General features: G+C 37.7%; 16 protein-coding genes, 1 tRNA gene and 1 pseudogene. 16 read left to right on the top strand and 2 right to left on the bottom strand.

All coding sequences use genetic code 11. The features are described from left to right. Nucleotides 1-58: 58 nt before the first annotated feature. Nucleotides 59-1801, bottom strand: coding sequence for a C4-dicarboxylic acid transporter DauA (gene dauA, locus KKW16_RS06210; RefSeq protein ID WP_140524073.1), 1743 nt, complete (start codon nucleotides 1799-1801; stop codon nucleotides 59-61). 124 nt (nucleotides 1802-1925) lie between these two features. On the opposite strand from dauA, the gene KKW16_RS06215 reads away from it, so the two are divergent. Then, nucleotides 1926-2015 (top strand) — tRNA-Ser (locus tag KKW16_RS06215). A 209-nt stretch (nucleotides 2016-2224) separates the two neighbouring features. Then, complete coding sequence (locus tag KKW16_RS06220) at nucleotides 2225-3427, top strand: tyrosine-type recombinase/integrase (protein ID WP_215768057.1); 1203 nt, start codon at nucleotides 2225-2227, stop codon at nucleotides 3425-3427. Here KKW16_RS06220 and KKW16_RS06225 read toward each other — a convergent pair. Further along, nucleotides 3416-3661, bottom strand: coding sequence for an ogr/Delta-like zinc finger family protein (locus KKW16_RS06225; protein WP_215768058.1), 246 nt, complete (start codon nucleotides 3659-3661; stop codon nucleotides 3416-3418). The two genes, KKW16_RS06220 and KKW16_RS06225, sit on opposite strands and share 12 nt — an antisense overlap. Before the next feature lie 475 nt (nucleotides 3662-4136). On the opposite strand from KKW16_RS06225, the gene KKW16_RS06230 reads away from it, so the two are divergent. From KKW16_RS06230 to KKW16_RS06295, 14 genes and pseudogenes are all read left to right on the top strand, one after another. Then, entirely contained in the window at nucleotides 4137-4352 is a 216-nt protein-coding gene (locus KKW16_RS06230) for a helix-turn-helix transcriptional regulator (protein WP_046939418.1), read from the top strand. Nucleotide 4353: 1 nt separating this feature from the next. Beyond that, nucleotides 4354-5055 carry a hypothetical protein gene (locus KKW16_RS06235; protein WP_215768059.1) on the top strand — a complete coding sequence of 234 codons (702 nt, stop codon included), beginning with the start codon at nucleotides 4354-4356 and terminating at the stop codon, nucleotides 5053-5055. Between the two features lie 165 nt (nucleotides 5056-5220). Continuing rightward, nucleotides 5221-6165: a hypothetical protein gene (locus tag KKW16_RS06240; protein ID WP_215768060.1), complete on the top strand. Its 945-nt coding sequence runs from the start codon at nucleotides 5221-5223 to the stop codon at nucleotides 6163-6165. Between the two features lie 225 nt (nucleotides 6166-6390). Beyond that, entirely contained in the window at nucleotides 6391-7389 is a 999-nt protein-coding gene (locus KKW16_RS06245; RefSeq protein WP_215768061.1) for a phage major capsid protein, P2 family, read from the top strand. Beyond that, nucleotides 7382-7609: a hypothetical protein gene (locus KKW16_RS06250; protein ID WP_053465528.1), complete on the top strand. Its 228-nt coding sequence runs from the start codon at nucleotides 7382-7384 to the stop codon at nucleotides 7607-7609. Before KKW16_RS06245 ends, KKW16_RS06250 begins: the two co-directional genes overlap by 8 nt. 38 nt (nucleotides 7610-7647) lie before the next feature. Then, nucleotides 7648-7863, top strand: coding sequence for a helix-turn-helix transcriptional regulator (locus KKW16_RS06255; RefSeq protein WP_032823658.1), 216 nt, complete (start codon nucleotides 7648-7650; stop codon nucleotides 7861-7863). After that, nucleotides 7844-8074, top strand: coding sequence for a transposase (locus KKW16_RS06260; RefSeq protein ID WP_215768062.1), 231 nt, complete (start codon nucleotides 7844-7846; stop codon nucleotides 8072-8074). The genes KKW16_RS06255 and KKW16_RS06260 overlap by 20 nt, the downstream gene beginning before the upstream one ends. A gap of 59 nt (nucleotides 8075-8133) precedes the next feature. Beyond that, nucleotides 8134-8727 carry a host cell division inhibitor Icd-like protein gene (locus KKW16_RS06265; protein WP_215768063.1) on the top strand — a complete coding sequence of 198 codons (594 nt, stop codon included), beginning with the start codon at nucleotides 8134-8136 and terminating at the stop codon, nucleotides 8725-8727. Further along, nucleotides 8720-8977, top strand: a complete 258-nt coding sequence (locus tag KKW16_RS06270; RefSeq protein ID WP_215768064.1) for a hypothetical protein — start codon at nucleotides 8720-8722, stop codon at nucleotides 8975-8977. Before KKW16_RS06265 ends, KKW16_RS06270 begins: the two co-directional genes overlap by 8 nt. Further along, complete coding sequence (locus tag KKW16_RS06275) at nucleotides 8964-9149, top strand: hypothetical protein (RefSeq protein WP_053465524.1); 186 nt, start codon at nucleotides 8964-8966, stop codon at nucleotides 9147-9149. The genes KKW16_RS06270 and KKW16_RS06275 overlap by 14 nt, the downstream gene beginning before the upstream one ends. Nucleotides 9150-9157: 8 nt before the next feature. Then, complete coding sequence (locus KKW16_RS06280) at nucleotides 9158-9436, top strand: hypothetical protein (RefSeq protein WP_215768065.1); 279 nt, start codon at nucleotides 9158-9160, stop codon at nucleotides 9434-9436. Nucleotides 9437-9445: 9 nt separating this feature from the next. Next, nucleotides 9446-11653 carry a DUF927 domain-containing protein gene (locus KKW16_RS06285; RefSeq protein WP_215768066.1) on the top strand — a complete coding sequence of 736 codons (2208 nt, stop codon included), beginning with the start codon at nucleotides 9446-9448 and terminating at the stop codon, nucleotides 11651-11653. 405 nt (nucleotides 11654-12058) lie between these two features. Continuing rightward, nucleotides 12059-12262 (top strand): annotated as a pseudogene (locus tag KKW16_RS06290) (type II toxin-antitoxin system RelE family toxin); the annotation flags it as partial. Nucleotides 12263-12598: 336 nt separating this feature from the next. Then, nucleotides 12599-13822 carry an MFS transporter gene (locus tag KKW16_RS06295; protein ID WP_046939430.1) on the top strand — a complete coding sequence of 408 codons (1224 nt, stop codon included), beginning with the start codon at nucleotides 12599-12601 and terminating at the stop codon, nucleotides 13820-13822. The last annotated feature ends 4 nt before the right edge of the window (nucleotides 13823-13826 follow it).

Consider the following 13826-nt stretch of genomic DNA (forward strand, 5'->3'; position numbering starts at 1 on the left):
ATATGGTTTCGAACGATGTAATAAAAAAGCGCACTATTCTAGCACGCTTTAGTTTTCATTATTGGGTAGTTTTTTCAAAGTCACGAATTTTATGGAAAGTTTCGTTTAAATCTGCCGCAAAATTAATTTTTTGAATATCTGGCGAAGAATTAGATTTAACTAACATTCTCAACGGCTGAAACTGCATATTGCACAAGTAAAGTTGTTGATGCTGCAACATATGTTGAACAAATCGGGTAAGCGCATGAATGCCACCAGCATCAAGCACTGTAACGGCATCACATTGCAGCACAATATGTCGGATTTCATGATCAGTATGAACCGTTCTATCATGCAAATCCGCAAATAATTTATCCGCCGCGGCAAAGAAAAGCGGACCGCTAATTCGGTAAACCAAAACATCATCTAAATCTTCAGGCGCATTGTGTTCAATGGCTTTTGTCATCTCAGCAATCGTCCGAATAAACAAGAGGCTTGCAAGCAACACTCCGACACTAATCGCAATCACCATATCAAATAATACAGTTAAAATAAGACAAGTGAGCAACACCGCCATTTCATTTTTGCCTGAACGGCGAGCAAGGTGAATAATGTCGTGCACACTTGCCATATTCCACGCCACCACTAACAACAAAGCAGCCATCGATGACAAAGGCAAATAAGAAAGCGCTTGCGAAAACAAAAGTAAAGCGAATAAAACAAGTATTGCGTGTACGACACTCGATATTGGCGATACCGCCCCTGATTTCACATTAGCCGCAGAACGAGCAATCGCAGCTGTTGCAGTAATCCCACCAAAAAACGGAGAAATGATATTTCCCAAGCCTTGCGCTAATAACTCGTTATTAGAGTGATGTTTAGTATCTGTCATATTATCTAAAATCACGGCACAAAGAAGTGATTCGATTGCGCCCAATACCGCCATTGAAAAAGCAGCAGGTAACAATGCTTGTAAGCTATTAAAATCCCAATGAATTAATTGACCTTGCGCATCAGGAATATTCCACGGCAGAGAAAAATCTGGCAATACATTAGGAATCCCATGGCCAATGGAACCATCAGGCAAAGTATATTGGAATGCAGATCCAATCGTCGCCACCTCAAAACCAAAATGCTGTAATGCTAGAGCTAAAATCATGCCAATAATCACGGCAGGTAAATGCCCTGGCACTGCCAAACGCAATTTATGCCATTGAGTCAGGACTAATAGTGTTACCACACCAACTGCTGCATTCGCCCAATTTATCGTAGGAAGTGCGGTAAAAATTGTTTGGATTTTTTCAAGATAATACGCCGGCATTTTTTCTATGGAAAGCCCTAAAAAATCCTTAATCTGCAAAGTACCAATAGTAATACCAATCCCACAAGTAAAACCTAAGGTGACGGGCAACGGAATATATTCAATTAAACGCCCTAGACGAAATAACGCCATCAAAACCAAAATCAGCCCAGAAAGCAACGTTGCCATCAAAAGACCACTTAGCCCAAATTGTTGAGTAACTGGGTAAAGAATCACAACAAAAGCGGCTGTAGGGCCAGATATATTAAAACGAGAACCACCAGTCAGCGCGATAACGATACCCGCAATAATTGCCGTATAAAGACCATGTTGTGGCGGCACACCACTCGCAATAGCCAAAGCCATGGAAAGCGGAATCGCAATCACCCCCACGGTCAACCCTGAAATAATGTCGCGAATCAGCGATTTTATCGAATAACCTAAACGAAAAGAATCTTTCAGCGCGCTAAAGGGTTTTACGGCTAAAAAAACATTTTTAGAAAATAACGCTTTAATATGCATAAAAAAACTACAAACGATAAATAAAGTGCGGTTATTCTAGCGAAACTTTTAAAAGTTTTTTATGTTCTAGCGCAAAAAACTTGACTAAACTGGAGCAAATCTTTATAGTTTGCGCACCTTTTACGGTGAGATGTCCGAGTGGTTGAAGGAGCACGCCTGGAAAGCGTGTATGTGGGAAACTGCATCAAGGGTTCGAATCCCTTTCTCACCGCCACGAACCAATTCATTAACGTTCACCAACGTTCATATTCGATAACAAACTATTGATATTTCAATAAGTTATCGTTCACAAATATTTACTACTGTTTATTTCTGATTGCTTATAACCGCACTTTTTAGATCCCAATTTAGATCCCTCACTGTTTAGGGCTTTTTTCGAGGGATCTAAAAAGTCATACATTTTATTTTATGAGATGATGACTTATGAGCAAGATTGTTAAACCGCTGACAAATACCACTTTACAAAACCTTAAACCGATTTCCAAAGAATACATTAAATCTGATGGAAACGGGCTTTATATAAGAATAAAACCTAATGGCACTAAAATTTGGTACTTTGCCTATAAATGGCATAAGAAGCACAGAAAAATTAGTCTTGGTGCATTTCCTGATTTATCTCTTGCATACGCCAGAGAAATAGCTACAGAATATCGTGGACTGATTTTACGTAGCATTGACCCGCTAGAATATCGAAACTCTTCTAATATAGAAGAAAAGAAAATAACCTTTGCGGAAATGGCGATTAGATGGCGTGATAAGCGTTTAAAATTGGGAAAACTTAAACCTGAAACCGTCAATGACGCTTTCCGCCGCGTGGAATTACATTTATTCCCGAAAATAGCAGATTTGCCCATTGATCAAGCTAATTATAAGACTCTTGAACCTGTATTGTCTCCGCTTAAAAATTCAAATACGCTTTATAAGATAAACATTGCAATAAATCAGATTTTTAGAATGGCAGAGGATGAAGATTTAATTGTTAAAAATCCATTTAGAAAAATTCATGATGAATTTACTTACATTGAAACTAAAAATCATCCGACACTTGCACCAGAAGAATTACCCCGCTTGTTTGAAGTGATGCAAGGGGCAAATTTAGAAAAACCAACCGCACTTTTAATCGAATGGCAATTATTAAGCATTTTACGCAGTTCGGAGGCGGTTAGTATTGAATGGGCGGATATTGATTGGGATGCGAAAGCTCTACATATTCCCGCTGAACGAATGAAAGGCGGTAAGCGTTCCCATAGTGTTCCACTTTCTCGACAGGCTTTGAATATATTAGAGCAAATGCGCCGTTATAATGGCAATCGTAAATATGTGTTTTGTTCACGCATTGCACCTTATAATCGCCCGATGAATAGCGGTGCGGCAAATGTTGCTTTGAAGCGTATTGGATTTAAGGGGTTGTTAGTTGCGCACGGTTTACGCAGTATAGCAAGCACTTATTTGCATGAATTAGATCGCTTTTCTTCTGAAGCCATTGAGTTATGTTTATCTCACGAAAATCGGGGGAAAGTGCGCGCGGCTTACGATAAATCGAAAAAATGGCGTTCTAGACAAGATATTATGCAGACGTGGGGGGATTATGTGGAGGAATGCAAAATAAAGGCGTTACGCACTTAACATTGAACGAAGCTCTTGTTTTTTATTTTCTGGCAGATTTGCAATGATATATTTAAAATAATTCTGTTCTTCTAGTTTACTAGGCTTTGTTGTATGGCTAAATTCTAAATGTAAAACGAATTTATGCTCACAATTCTTATTTTTACAGGTGCAATAAAGCTTAGTATATTCTTTATGTTCTCTTTGGCTTCTATTAATCACTGCCTTATAACCACATATTTTACAAAAAATCATTTTTTCACGCGTTCTTAACTGAAATACTTTTCTTATTAATCCTCTCACGAAAAATTTAAAAAAAATATTATAAATCAGATATTTATATTTCACTTCTTAATATATCACTTTTTCCTTAACTGAAAAACACTGAAAAAATGTGTAATTTTTACAGTTAAGAAAATTCAATAAATGAGCATCTAAAGCTAGATATAGAAAGGCTTTACGCAATTTTAAAGACTGAAAATTAACTGTAATTTTTTCAATTTTTAACGCAAATTCGGCGGGGGAGGAAGTGGATTTTCCGTGACGTTGAATTTTCCGTGGAAAATTTCCGTGGGCCCTGGTTGAAATGGTTATTTTTTATTCTCTTTTTGTGGATTCTAATTTCACAAACAAACTTTCTATTCAATCTATCACTAATCTTTTATTTTTTGCCTATCCAATGGGATGTATTGAGATTCCTAGGAATCCAATTTTTATAAGGAAAATATTTATGAATGAAAAAATGCCACAGGCGGAACGCTTCATAAAATTACCCGAGGTGATGAATAAAACGGGGCTAGGGCGATCAAGTATTTATCGAAAAATGAATGCTGGCGATTTTCCCAGAAGCATTCAACTAAACAAAAATAACATCGTATGGCTTGAAAGCGAAGTAAATGCATGGATGCAAGCACAGATAGAAAAACGTAACCAAAAGGAGAAGTAGAATGAAACTACAAAACCAAGATAAGCAAGCCGAATTAGAACAACTGATCGGCAATTTAAACGTTAGCAATCAAGTATTCTACGAAATACAAGATAAAGCCTTATCAATTAAAGAAAACATATCGCGCAATAAAAAACTCATTGAAGCCTTAGAAAGCGATAACCAAGAAGCACAGAAAGAAATAGACAATCTTCAAGTTAGCGACACTGGCGAGATTAATTTTGATGGCTTTGATGAACTTTCAGAACGAATCAGTAAAAACACCCGTAAAATCGACACAATTAGAAAAGTGGTTGAAAAATTCGAAATTCAATTAGAAATTCTTTTGATGACGGAATACGAACAAAACCTGACAATATGTAATGAATCCGCCCGCAAATGTTATTCACTTATTGGCGATGAGTTACTCAATGAATTTATTTCAGGCAGTATAGCAGAAGAATTAAGCCGAATACTTACCATTTTTGATAAAGGTGGAAGATATGCAGATGTTTTAAAATATTCAACGGATAGCAATATTCGCGATGTTTTTATTGATGAATTGATAAAACGATTGAAACCTTACATTAAAGCTGATGCAAATGTGCGGAATTTAGGTTTTTCATCACCCGAAGTTAAACTATCTATCCCGATTCCTAGCTGCAGTTTATTGCAGAGAAATAAACATTTAGAAGAACTGAACAATAAACTAAATCAATACTAAGTCGTAGCCCTGTTAAAAACAGGGCTTTTTTATTTTTAGGATAAATTGGCATAATTTGGAACGATTTTGGACTGTTCAACCTGTTATATTTGTGCTATTTTGCTATATAAAAACACAGTATTTAGGATGGGTACTATGGGGCTATGTCTAATTGAACAAGATTATATGACTATTTCTGATTTTATTAATTCTTTAAATGAAACCGATAAAACAAAAATAGATATAGATTACCTACTAAAACTTTTTGTAGATGAAAAACTTAATTTCTATTTAAAAATAAAAGGCAATCAAGAGGAAATATATATATCAGATAGATCCTATTTTTGTTCAACACAGTTAGAAACATATGGCAATACTAATGATAATCTCTTTGTTACTAATCGCGTTGCAAAAGAATATGGAAGTACAGCAGAAATAAATTTAGAAAACAACGACTTTCATTTTGAATTAAGTTATTTATCGTGCGATTTGATAGCGAAAGAAAAATATAAACTTAATGATAGAAGAAATTTAATAGTATCAGATAAATTTTGTTTTGAAGGGATGTTTAGAATAAATATAGATAAAGGATTTATTAATGAAATAGGGTTAGACCTTGATAGTTATTTATATAATATAAGAAAATCTATAATTCTTTCTAAAACGGGGCTTTCTAGGCTTATTTGTTCATCCTTAGAAATCAATGAGACTTTTATAGGAGAGCCTGATATTTTTATAGATGCAGAAGATGATCAAATTTTTATTGATTATCTAAATGATGTTTATTTATCAAAGGCTGAGATTAATCTCTTAAATAAAGACTTTGAATTATTTACAAAAACAGATGATAAAAAGTCAGAATCACAATTAAACGGTGATTTAGATCATGAGATGTATCAAAGCATTATTAATGCTTTAGTATTTCTGCATCATCCAAAATTTCAAAAAGTAAATAGAAAGAGCTTTTTCATAACTGACAAGAACAGACCATCATTTAATGCAATTTCTGAAGCTATTAGCGATATATTAGAAGAAATGCAAAGTAAAGTTGGATATAGTGGAAAAGTCAGAAAAGCGAAGACCATAGCACCTTTTCTAGAAAAATTTCTAGACCGAAGTCAATACTACTAAATCAAGCCCCTAATTGGGGCTTTTATTTTGTTACCCTATTCAACCGTCTAATTTTTTCTAAAAAAGACAAAATTTTTCTAAAAAAAAGTAAATTTTCCCAATTTCCTCTAGATCATTTTTTCAACTTCCTACAATACTTTCCGCAATCAAACATAGACAAAGGTGAACGTTAATGAAGATTGCTCAGTACATATGCACACTTACTTATTCAAGAGGAATAACAAAATGAAAGATTCTCAAATAAAGCAATATGCAAGCCAACTTGTGACAAAATATCAAGGTCAACCAAGCAAACAGTCTGACGTTGTTTTATCTATCACACTAAATGAAAAAGCCCTACAAAGTCTAATGACAGATTTTAAGGCGCGCTCTGATTTTTTAGGGGCAGTTAACTGGCTCCCGGTCAAAAACGTTGAAGGGAAAAAATTCTTAGGTGCACTAAAAGGCACAACAACAGGACGCAAACAGGAAGGGCGAAATCGCTCTATTATGAAATATGACGAAACTTACAAAACTTGCGAGATAGATAGCGGCGTGCAAATTAGCTGGCGTTTAATTGATGAGCTTGAAGTCACTCAAGAAAACTTTGAAGAGCTTTTCACCCGGTTGACGGAAAACCAGTTTATTTTAGATATGCTGAAAATAGGCTGGCATGGTGAAAGCCAAGCGGTAAACACACAAGCCGAAGATTTATCAGATGTTACAAAAGGCTGGCTGGCACAACTGAAAGAACAAAACCCAGCGAATATCATTAAGGGCGGAAAAAGTGCGGACAAAATTGTCTTATTTACTGAAAAAGCCGACTACAAAAATTTAGATGAATTAGCGACTGCATTGCGCAATAAATTGCCAGCAGAATATCAAGAATGCAATGATCTTGTATTTCTTGTAGGGGCTGAATTAGCCTCTAAAGCCAATGCCAACATTCAAGGTGCATACCTTTATTCTGAAAATAACGGCATGAATAATCTTTATTTATCAAATTATTTTGGCGGTATGCCTAGCATTATTCCGCCGCAATTCCCGAAAAAATGCGCCGTGGTTACCACGCTTAAAAATTTAAGTATTTACACACAAAAAACAAGCTGTCACCGCTCTATTTATAACGAAGAAAACACGGGCGACTATATTAACGCCTACTATCGCCAAGAGTGCTATGTTGTAGAAAACCTCAATTTAATGACGGCAATCGAGCATAAAAACGTGGTATTTGAAAATGAATAAAGCCTTATCTGTAATGACCGAGTTATCCCGCTTGCCAATTTCAACGCAACGCCGTTTTATTAATGAAATTGCGCGTGAACTTTTACAAGAGAAAATTCCGTTACATAGCTCAATTTTACCGAGATATGACGAACTCAACCATAATGAAAAAAGAACGTTCTATTTTATTCTGATGGAATATATAGAAAAAGATGATGTAGGCAAAACCCTGATTAAATAAAGTGCGGTCAATTCCGCACTTAAATAAAAGGAAAGAATATGACATTAAAAACCTTATTGACGATTCAAGAGCTTGAAGAAATGGGCATTGCCAAGCGCACAAAGATTTATTACATGATGAAGCGTGGCGATTTTCCGAAGCCGTTAAAATACGACAGAACCAACCGATGGGCGCGTGAAGATGTACAAGCCTGGTTAGATAAACAAAACCCAAACCGCAAACAAGAGGCGCAGCATGGCGGGCTTACGGCTTAATTGCCCTGAATGTGGTAAAGCGTTACAAATTCGCTCTTCTGTGCGACCGTGCGCAACGGTAACGATAGCTTATGTTTATTGCGACAAATGCGAATTGAAAGGCGTTTATAAAGCAGGATTTGAACAAGGGCAATTTGCACGATTCCAGCCAATTGCACAGCCACACCAATGGGCGCAAGACCACCCACCCCAATTAAAAAGCAAAAAATAAGGGCTTACCTCGAAAGATAAGCCCGTTCCCTATAACGACAATTTAAAGCGAATAATTCAATGAACTATTTAAACGACAATCTACCGTTTACTGCGGCAGCGTGCAACCTTTTTACACGTAAAAATAAACCATTTTTACAAAATGGCTTGACAGATAAAACGAGATTAAACTATATTAATCCCGCACTCGCAAAATCGAGAGCCAGCCGTGGAAAGCTGAAGATTCAAAAGGCGAACGATAGCACGCCATTTAACCGTGCTTTTTTTGTTTGTAGCGTTTACGCACCTATCCCAAATAATCTATCTTTTGATAGACTATTCTCAATGGTAGCGCGTAATGGGCAACCCTTAGCGGTTGGCTGTTATCCTTTTGAGGCAGTTTTCCACCCTGTTACGTGCTACCGCCCGACCGTGGAAAGTCTAGCGGTAGTTCCTGAAAATAATCAAAAGGACACCGCAGAAATGATCTATAAATTTCTATGCGTTAATCGCACACACCCGCACTTTAATTTGTGCATTCAAACTATTCACGCCAACACCGAAGAAAGCGCAAGATTAAGCCTTAACGCTGATTTTCGCTACCTCGTCACCGTTGCAAAAATCAACCCGAAATTTAACCGCACTTTAGCGATGAAAGGGGGGATTTATGCGTAATCTTTCCCCATCTTTTCTTGATGATATTCAAGCCGATATTTCACGCTTCAACACCTTAGGCACTTGTTTAGAAATGGCAAGTGCAACGAATTATCTAAATGATGTAAACGAATTTCGCGGCTTTATGCTAGATATTGCACACTTTCAACATTTACAGATTGAGCTAATTCAAGAGAAGTTAGATCAGTGTTTCCCCAAATCACGCCCTACATTTTCCCATTCTCGGGAGGCAAAAAATGATAACGCATAAAATTATCTTACCAGACGGCACGATCATAGAGTTTTTCAATGATGAGGCTAAAGCAATGTGGCAAAAAGCCGAGCGATTAGTACAGCAAGCGGAATGTATTAAAACGAAAGCACAAAAGCGCAAGAAAAAGCACCGCACCCATCAAAAACAAGCAAGACGGAAACAACGCTAGGGGGAAATATGGAAAAGCAAACAGAAACCACCAAATTTTTATTAAATGAATTGGAGAGCCTGAAAGCCCGTGTGCAAGCAATAGAAAATCAATATGCGCAAGCAGATCAGATATGGACGCCACACGATATAGCCGCTTATGCAAAAGTATCTTATGGTTATGTGATTCAAACCTTGATTAAATTGCCTGATTTTCCCACAACGTTAGGCGATTCACGCCCACGTTCGCCGAAAAAATACCGCGCGGTAGATGTTATCGAGTTTTTTAAGAATCGGAATAAGGCATAGGGGGAAAAGATGAGTTATAAAAAACACCCACCAAAAGCACCGCACTTTGATGAACAAGGGCGCGTAGCCTTTGAGCATATTCACGCATTAATTGGCAATAAAGCCTGGAATGCTTGGGGATTTGGTAAAGATAAAGGCAATGGCCTTGAATGGGGTTTATTGCGCGATAAATTAGGGCTTGAGCGTGATTATAAGCCGATAATTTTAGATGCGGAGAAACTGGCAAACGCTGGCGATTATCAGATTTTAAAAGATGATGTGCACGCCGTGACATTTTACCGTTTTGGCGAAGTGACAAGCGACCAAGAAAACGCCCTTTTATTGGCACTAGCAACGCGCAGTAAAGCAAAAAAAGTCTTTTTTGCAGATAGCCTCGGCGATAATTTGGAAGAATTAAGCCACCGTTTAGAAGATTTACGCAATAGTGCAGAATCGCGCAATTTAGCAGAAATGCGCGTGGAATATATGGATAAGCCAGAAGCACCAAAACGTGAGCCTTATGTAGAGTATCGAGAAAATGGCAAGATTAAAGGGTTACATTACATTAAGCCTAAAGTTGATAATGATACTGGCGAAATCATTAAAGAGAATATGACGTGGATTTGTGATGATTTGGCACTGGTTGGCGAGGGGAAAACGCAAGGCGGCGAATATTACTATCTTTTTCAATGGCAAAACCGAGATGAAAATAAACCGCGCACCGTTGCTATCGCCCGTGAAGATTTTGGCACAGATTCAGGCTGGAAGATGCTGAAAGCACAAGGCTTGAAAATGACACAAGGCTCAGGCTTAACACAACGCCTTACCGAGCACTTTCACTTTAACGGCGACCATTTCACACAGTGGACTATCACAAATGTGACAGGCTGGCTAAATGGGGCGTATTTATTACCGAATGGGGAAATTATTGGCACGCCGCTTAAACCGATCTATTTTACCGACCGAAGCAGTTCAAGCCTCGGCTATACGACAAGCGGCACGCTTGCAGATTGGCAGCGAGAAATTGCGCAAAATGTACGTGGTAACGCCTCAATGATGATTGGCGTAGCGGTTGCGTTAGCTGCACCTATGCTTTCACTTTTAGGGCGGGAATCTTTTGGCGTGCATTTATTCGCGGAAAGTTCAAAGGGAAAAAGCACAACCCTAAATATTGCCAACAGTATTTACGGCAACCCCGAAAAAATAAAATTAAGCTGGAGTTCAACTGATAACGCCCTAAAAACTGAAGCCGCTGCGCGTAATGATGGCTTTCTAACAATGGACGAAATAGGAGAATCAAAGAATAAGGATTCTTTAGAAAATATTGCTTATGCGTTATTCAATGGAACGGACAAGAACAGAAGCAAAAAAGAGGGCGGAAACAGAGAGATAAAACGCTGGAAAGTCTCCGCACTTTCGACAGGGGAAAAAGATTTAGAAACCCAGCTAAGACAGCAGGGCGCAAAGGTGCACGCTGGGCAATTAGTACGACTTTTAAATGTGCCGCTTGAGGAAGCAAAGCATTTACACAACTTTCCCAATAATAAAGCGCACGCCGACCATTTAAACGAAAAAGTACAAGAATGCTTTGGCGTAATTGGGCGAGAATGGATTGCCTTTCTTTCTAACAATGCGGATGCAGTGAAAAGCACCTATAAGATAATTCGCCAAAAATGGCTAGATTTATCTAATAATATGAGCGGACAAGTGCAACGTGTAGCGGGCGACCGTTTCGCCGTGCTAGAAACCGCACTTTATTTAGCCAAAGACTTAACCCAATGGACGGAAGAAGAAAGCGCACAAGCCATTTTAAAAAACTTTCTCAACTGGAAAGAAGAATTTGGCGAAAATAGCCGAGAGGAAACAAGTTTAATCAGAATTTTGACCGATTGGCTATTAGTCAATGAAGCAAGTTTCATTGAGTACCCAGCGGATCCTAATGCAAGAACACCGATTAAAGTATCAGGTGTTAGAGTGTTGGCCAATGAAGCGAAAAAGGAAGAAGAGCATTATTTCATTTATCCTAAAATTTTTGATGAAATTATTGAGGGATTCCCTAAAAATATGGCGCACAGCATACTTTTTTCATCAGGGTTATTAAAAAAACCGAAAAAGCCCGAGAATGGCTATAATGAATACATTTTCAAAATATCGAAAAAGTATATAGGCAAAACGGTTAGGGCTTATAAAGTGATGCCATTTTCAGATGATGAAAGTGATTCAGAAAAAACCGAATAAAAATTAAAGCAAGGTTCGCCACCTTGCTTTTTTTATGTTTTAAAAGAATTTTTCTGCCAAAAGATAGGATTTTTATAGGAATTATAGGAATAAAATATTATATATCTTTATAAATCAATAACTTATAATAATAAAAAATTCCTATTACCTATCTAAAAATTCCTATTCAGTGGGTAAAAATTCCTATTTTTGCTCTTTTTGTTCCTATTGTACAAAAAACAGCCTTAAAAAATTCCTGTAAAATTCCTAAAAAATTCCTGTTTAAAAAATAACCACAGGAATTTTTTCAAACCTTTAAATCATTAATAAACAAAGATTTTTTCCATAAAAATTAAAAAATTCCTGTAATTCCTGTAATTCCTGTAAAAAAAACGCACAAACAGAAAAAAATAATTTAAGAAAAAGTTATTAGAACGCTTAGAAAATCCACACGTGCCCGCAGATCGGCTTTCTGGCTTTTCTGGTGTGTTTTATAAAATAAAACTTCGCTCTGTAGGCTATCGTTTAGTTTATGAAGTTATTGAAGATAAAGTTATCGTTTATGTTCTTGCTGTTGGCAAGCGTGAACGCGCTGAAGTTTACACCGCTGCACGGGATAGATTAAATTAATCTATATTTAATGATATTACTTGTTATTAATCACAAATTAATTTACATTGCACCCTATCTTTGATCCCTGTTTAGATCCCAGTAAATATAAGCGATCACTACTAAACCTCAGTAAAATCAAGGCATAAGCGTTAAAAATTGTTGTTCTTTCTCACCGCCATCCTAATTTAATCCCCTTATTTTTCTCCTTTCCTTCTTATTCAAAATCAATTTTTTATTCTTCTTTTCGTATTCTGTTCATTGAATTTTTTCATCAATGCAGTAAACTAGCCACCGATTTTTAATCACCTCTCTTTTCACTTTAAATGTTACCCGCGAGTAACAAAAGGACACATCATGACAAACAAAGTAAACAGTTATGGCTGGAAAGCCTTAATTGGCTCTGCCGTCGGCTATGCAATGGACGGTTTCGATCTTCTCATTTTAGGTTTCATGCTTAGTGCAATTTCCGCAGACTTAAATCTAACACCCGCACAAGGTGGCTCTCTCGTAACTTGGACTCTGATTGGTGCTGTATTTGGCGGCATTTTATTTGGTGCATTAAGCGATAAATACGGTCGTGTACGCGTACTGACTTGGACAATTCTTCTTTTTGCAGTATTTACTGGATTATGTGCGATTGCACAAGGTTATTGGGACTTACTGATTTATCGCACAATTGCTGGCATTGGCTTAGGCGGTGAATTTGGAATTGGGATGGCTCTAGCAGCAGAAGCATGGCCCGCACGCCACCGAGCTAAAGCAGCATCTTATGTTGCCTTGGGTTGGCAAGCTGGTGTGTTAGGTGCAGCATTGCTTACACCATTATTGCTCCCGCATATTGGCTGGCGTGGAATGTTCTTGGTGGGTATCTTCCCTGCATTTGTCGCTTGGTTCTTACGTTCTCATCTGCACGAACCTGAAATTTTCACTCAAAAACAAACCGCACTTTCAACGCAATCCAGCTTTACTGATAAATTACGTTCATTCCAGCTTCTTATTAAAGATAAAGCCACGAGCAAAATTAGCTTGGGTATCGTCGTACTCACTTCCGTACAAAACTTCGGTTATTACGGCATTATGATTTGGTTACCTAATTTCTTATCAAAACAACTTGGATTCAGCTTAACTAAATCTGGACTTTGGACAGCCGTTACCGTCTGTGGCATGATGGCTGGAATTTGGATTTTCGGACAACTTGCTGACCGAATCGGACGCAAACCAAGTTTCTTACTTTTCCAATTAGGCGCGGTGATAAGTATCGTGGTTTACTCACAACTTACCGATCCTGACATCATGCTTCTTGCTGGGGCATTTTTAGGTATGTTTGTGAACGGAATGATGGGCGGTTACGGTGCATTGATGGCAGAAGCCTATCCAACAGAAGCTCGAGCAACCGCACAAAACGTACTTTTCAATATTGGTCGTGCCGTAGGGGGATTTGGACCTGTGGTTGTGGGGGCCATCGTACTCGCCTACTCTTTCCAAACTGCCATCGCCCTACTTGCGATTATCTACGTAATTGATATGTTAGCGACAATTTTCTTAATCCCTGAATTAAAAGGTAAAGCCTTAGACTAAGAAA

The sequence above is a fragment of the Haemophilus sp. SZY H8 genome, from assembly GCF_018829755.1.
In the GTDB taxonomy this organism is placed as follows: domain Bacteria; phylum Pseudomonadota; class Gammaproteobacteria; order Enterobacterales; family Pasteurellaceae; genus Haemophilus; species Haemophilus haemolyticus_K.

Coding starts and splice junctions, on each gene's coding strand:
- dauA (WP_140524073.1), bottom strand. CDS start 1,801: ATGCATATTAAAGCGTTATTTTCTAAAAATGTTTTTTTAGCCGTAAAA.
- KKW16_RS06220 (WP_215768057.1), top strand. CDS start 2,225: ATGAGCAAGATTGTTAAACCGCTGACAAATACCACTTTACAAAACCTT.
- KKW16_RS06225 (WP_215768058.1), bottom strand. CDS start 3,661: ATGATTTTTTGTAAAATATGTGGTTATAAGGCAGTGATTAATAGAAGC.
- KKW16_RS06230 (WP_046939418.1), top strand. CDS start 4,137: ATGAATGAAAAAATGCCACAGGCGGAACGCTTCATAAAATTACCCGAG.
- KKW16_RS06235 (WP_215768059.1), top strand. CDS start 4,354: ATGAAACTACAAAACCAAGATAAGCAAGCCGAATTAGAACAACTGATC.
- KKW16_RS06240 (WP_215768060.1), top strand. CDS start 5,221: ATGACTATTTCTGATTTTATTAATTCTTTAAATGAAACCGATAAAACA.
- KKW16_RS06245 (WP_215768061.1), top strand. CDS start 6,391: ATGAAAGATTCTCAAATAAAGCAATATGCAAGCCAACTTGTGACAAAA.
- KKW16_RS06250 (WP_053465528.1), top strand. CDS start 7,382: ATGAATAAAGCCTTATCTGTAATGACCGAGTTATCCCGCTTGCCAATT.
- KKW16_RS06255 (WP_032823658.1), top strand. CDS start 7,648: ATGACATTAAAAACCTTATTGACGATTCAAGAGCTTGAAGAAATGGGC.
- KKW16_RS06260 (WP_215768062.1), top strand. CDS start 7,844: ATGGCGGGCTTACGGCTTAATTGCCCTGAATGTGGTAAAGCGTTACAA.
- KKW16_RS06265 (WP_215768063.1), top strand. CDS start 8,134: ATGAACTATTTAAACGACAATCTACCGTTTACTGCGGCAGCGTGCAAC.
- KKW16_RS06270 (WP_215768064.1), top strand. CDS start 8,720: ATGCGTAATCTTTCCCCATCTTTTCTTGATGATATTCAAGCCGATATT.
- KKW16_RS06275 (WP_053465524.1), top strand. CDS start 8,964: ATGATAACGCATAAAATTATCTTACCAGACGGCACGATCATAGAGTTT.
- KKW16_RS06280 (WP_215768065.1), top strand. CDS start 9,158: ATGGAAAAGCAAACAGAAACCACCAAATTTTTATTAAATGAATTGGAG.
- KKW16_RS06285 (WP_215768066.1), top strand. CDS start 9,446: ATGAGTTATAAAAAACACCCACCAAAAGCACCGCACTTTGATGAACAA.
- KKW16_RS06295 (WP_046939430.1), top strand. CDS start 12,599: ATGACAAACAAAGTAAACAGTTATGGCTGGAAAGCCTTAATTGGCTCT.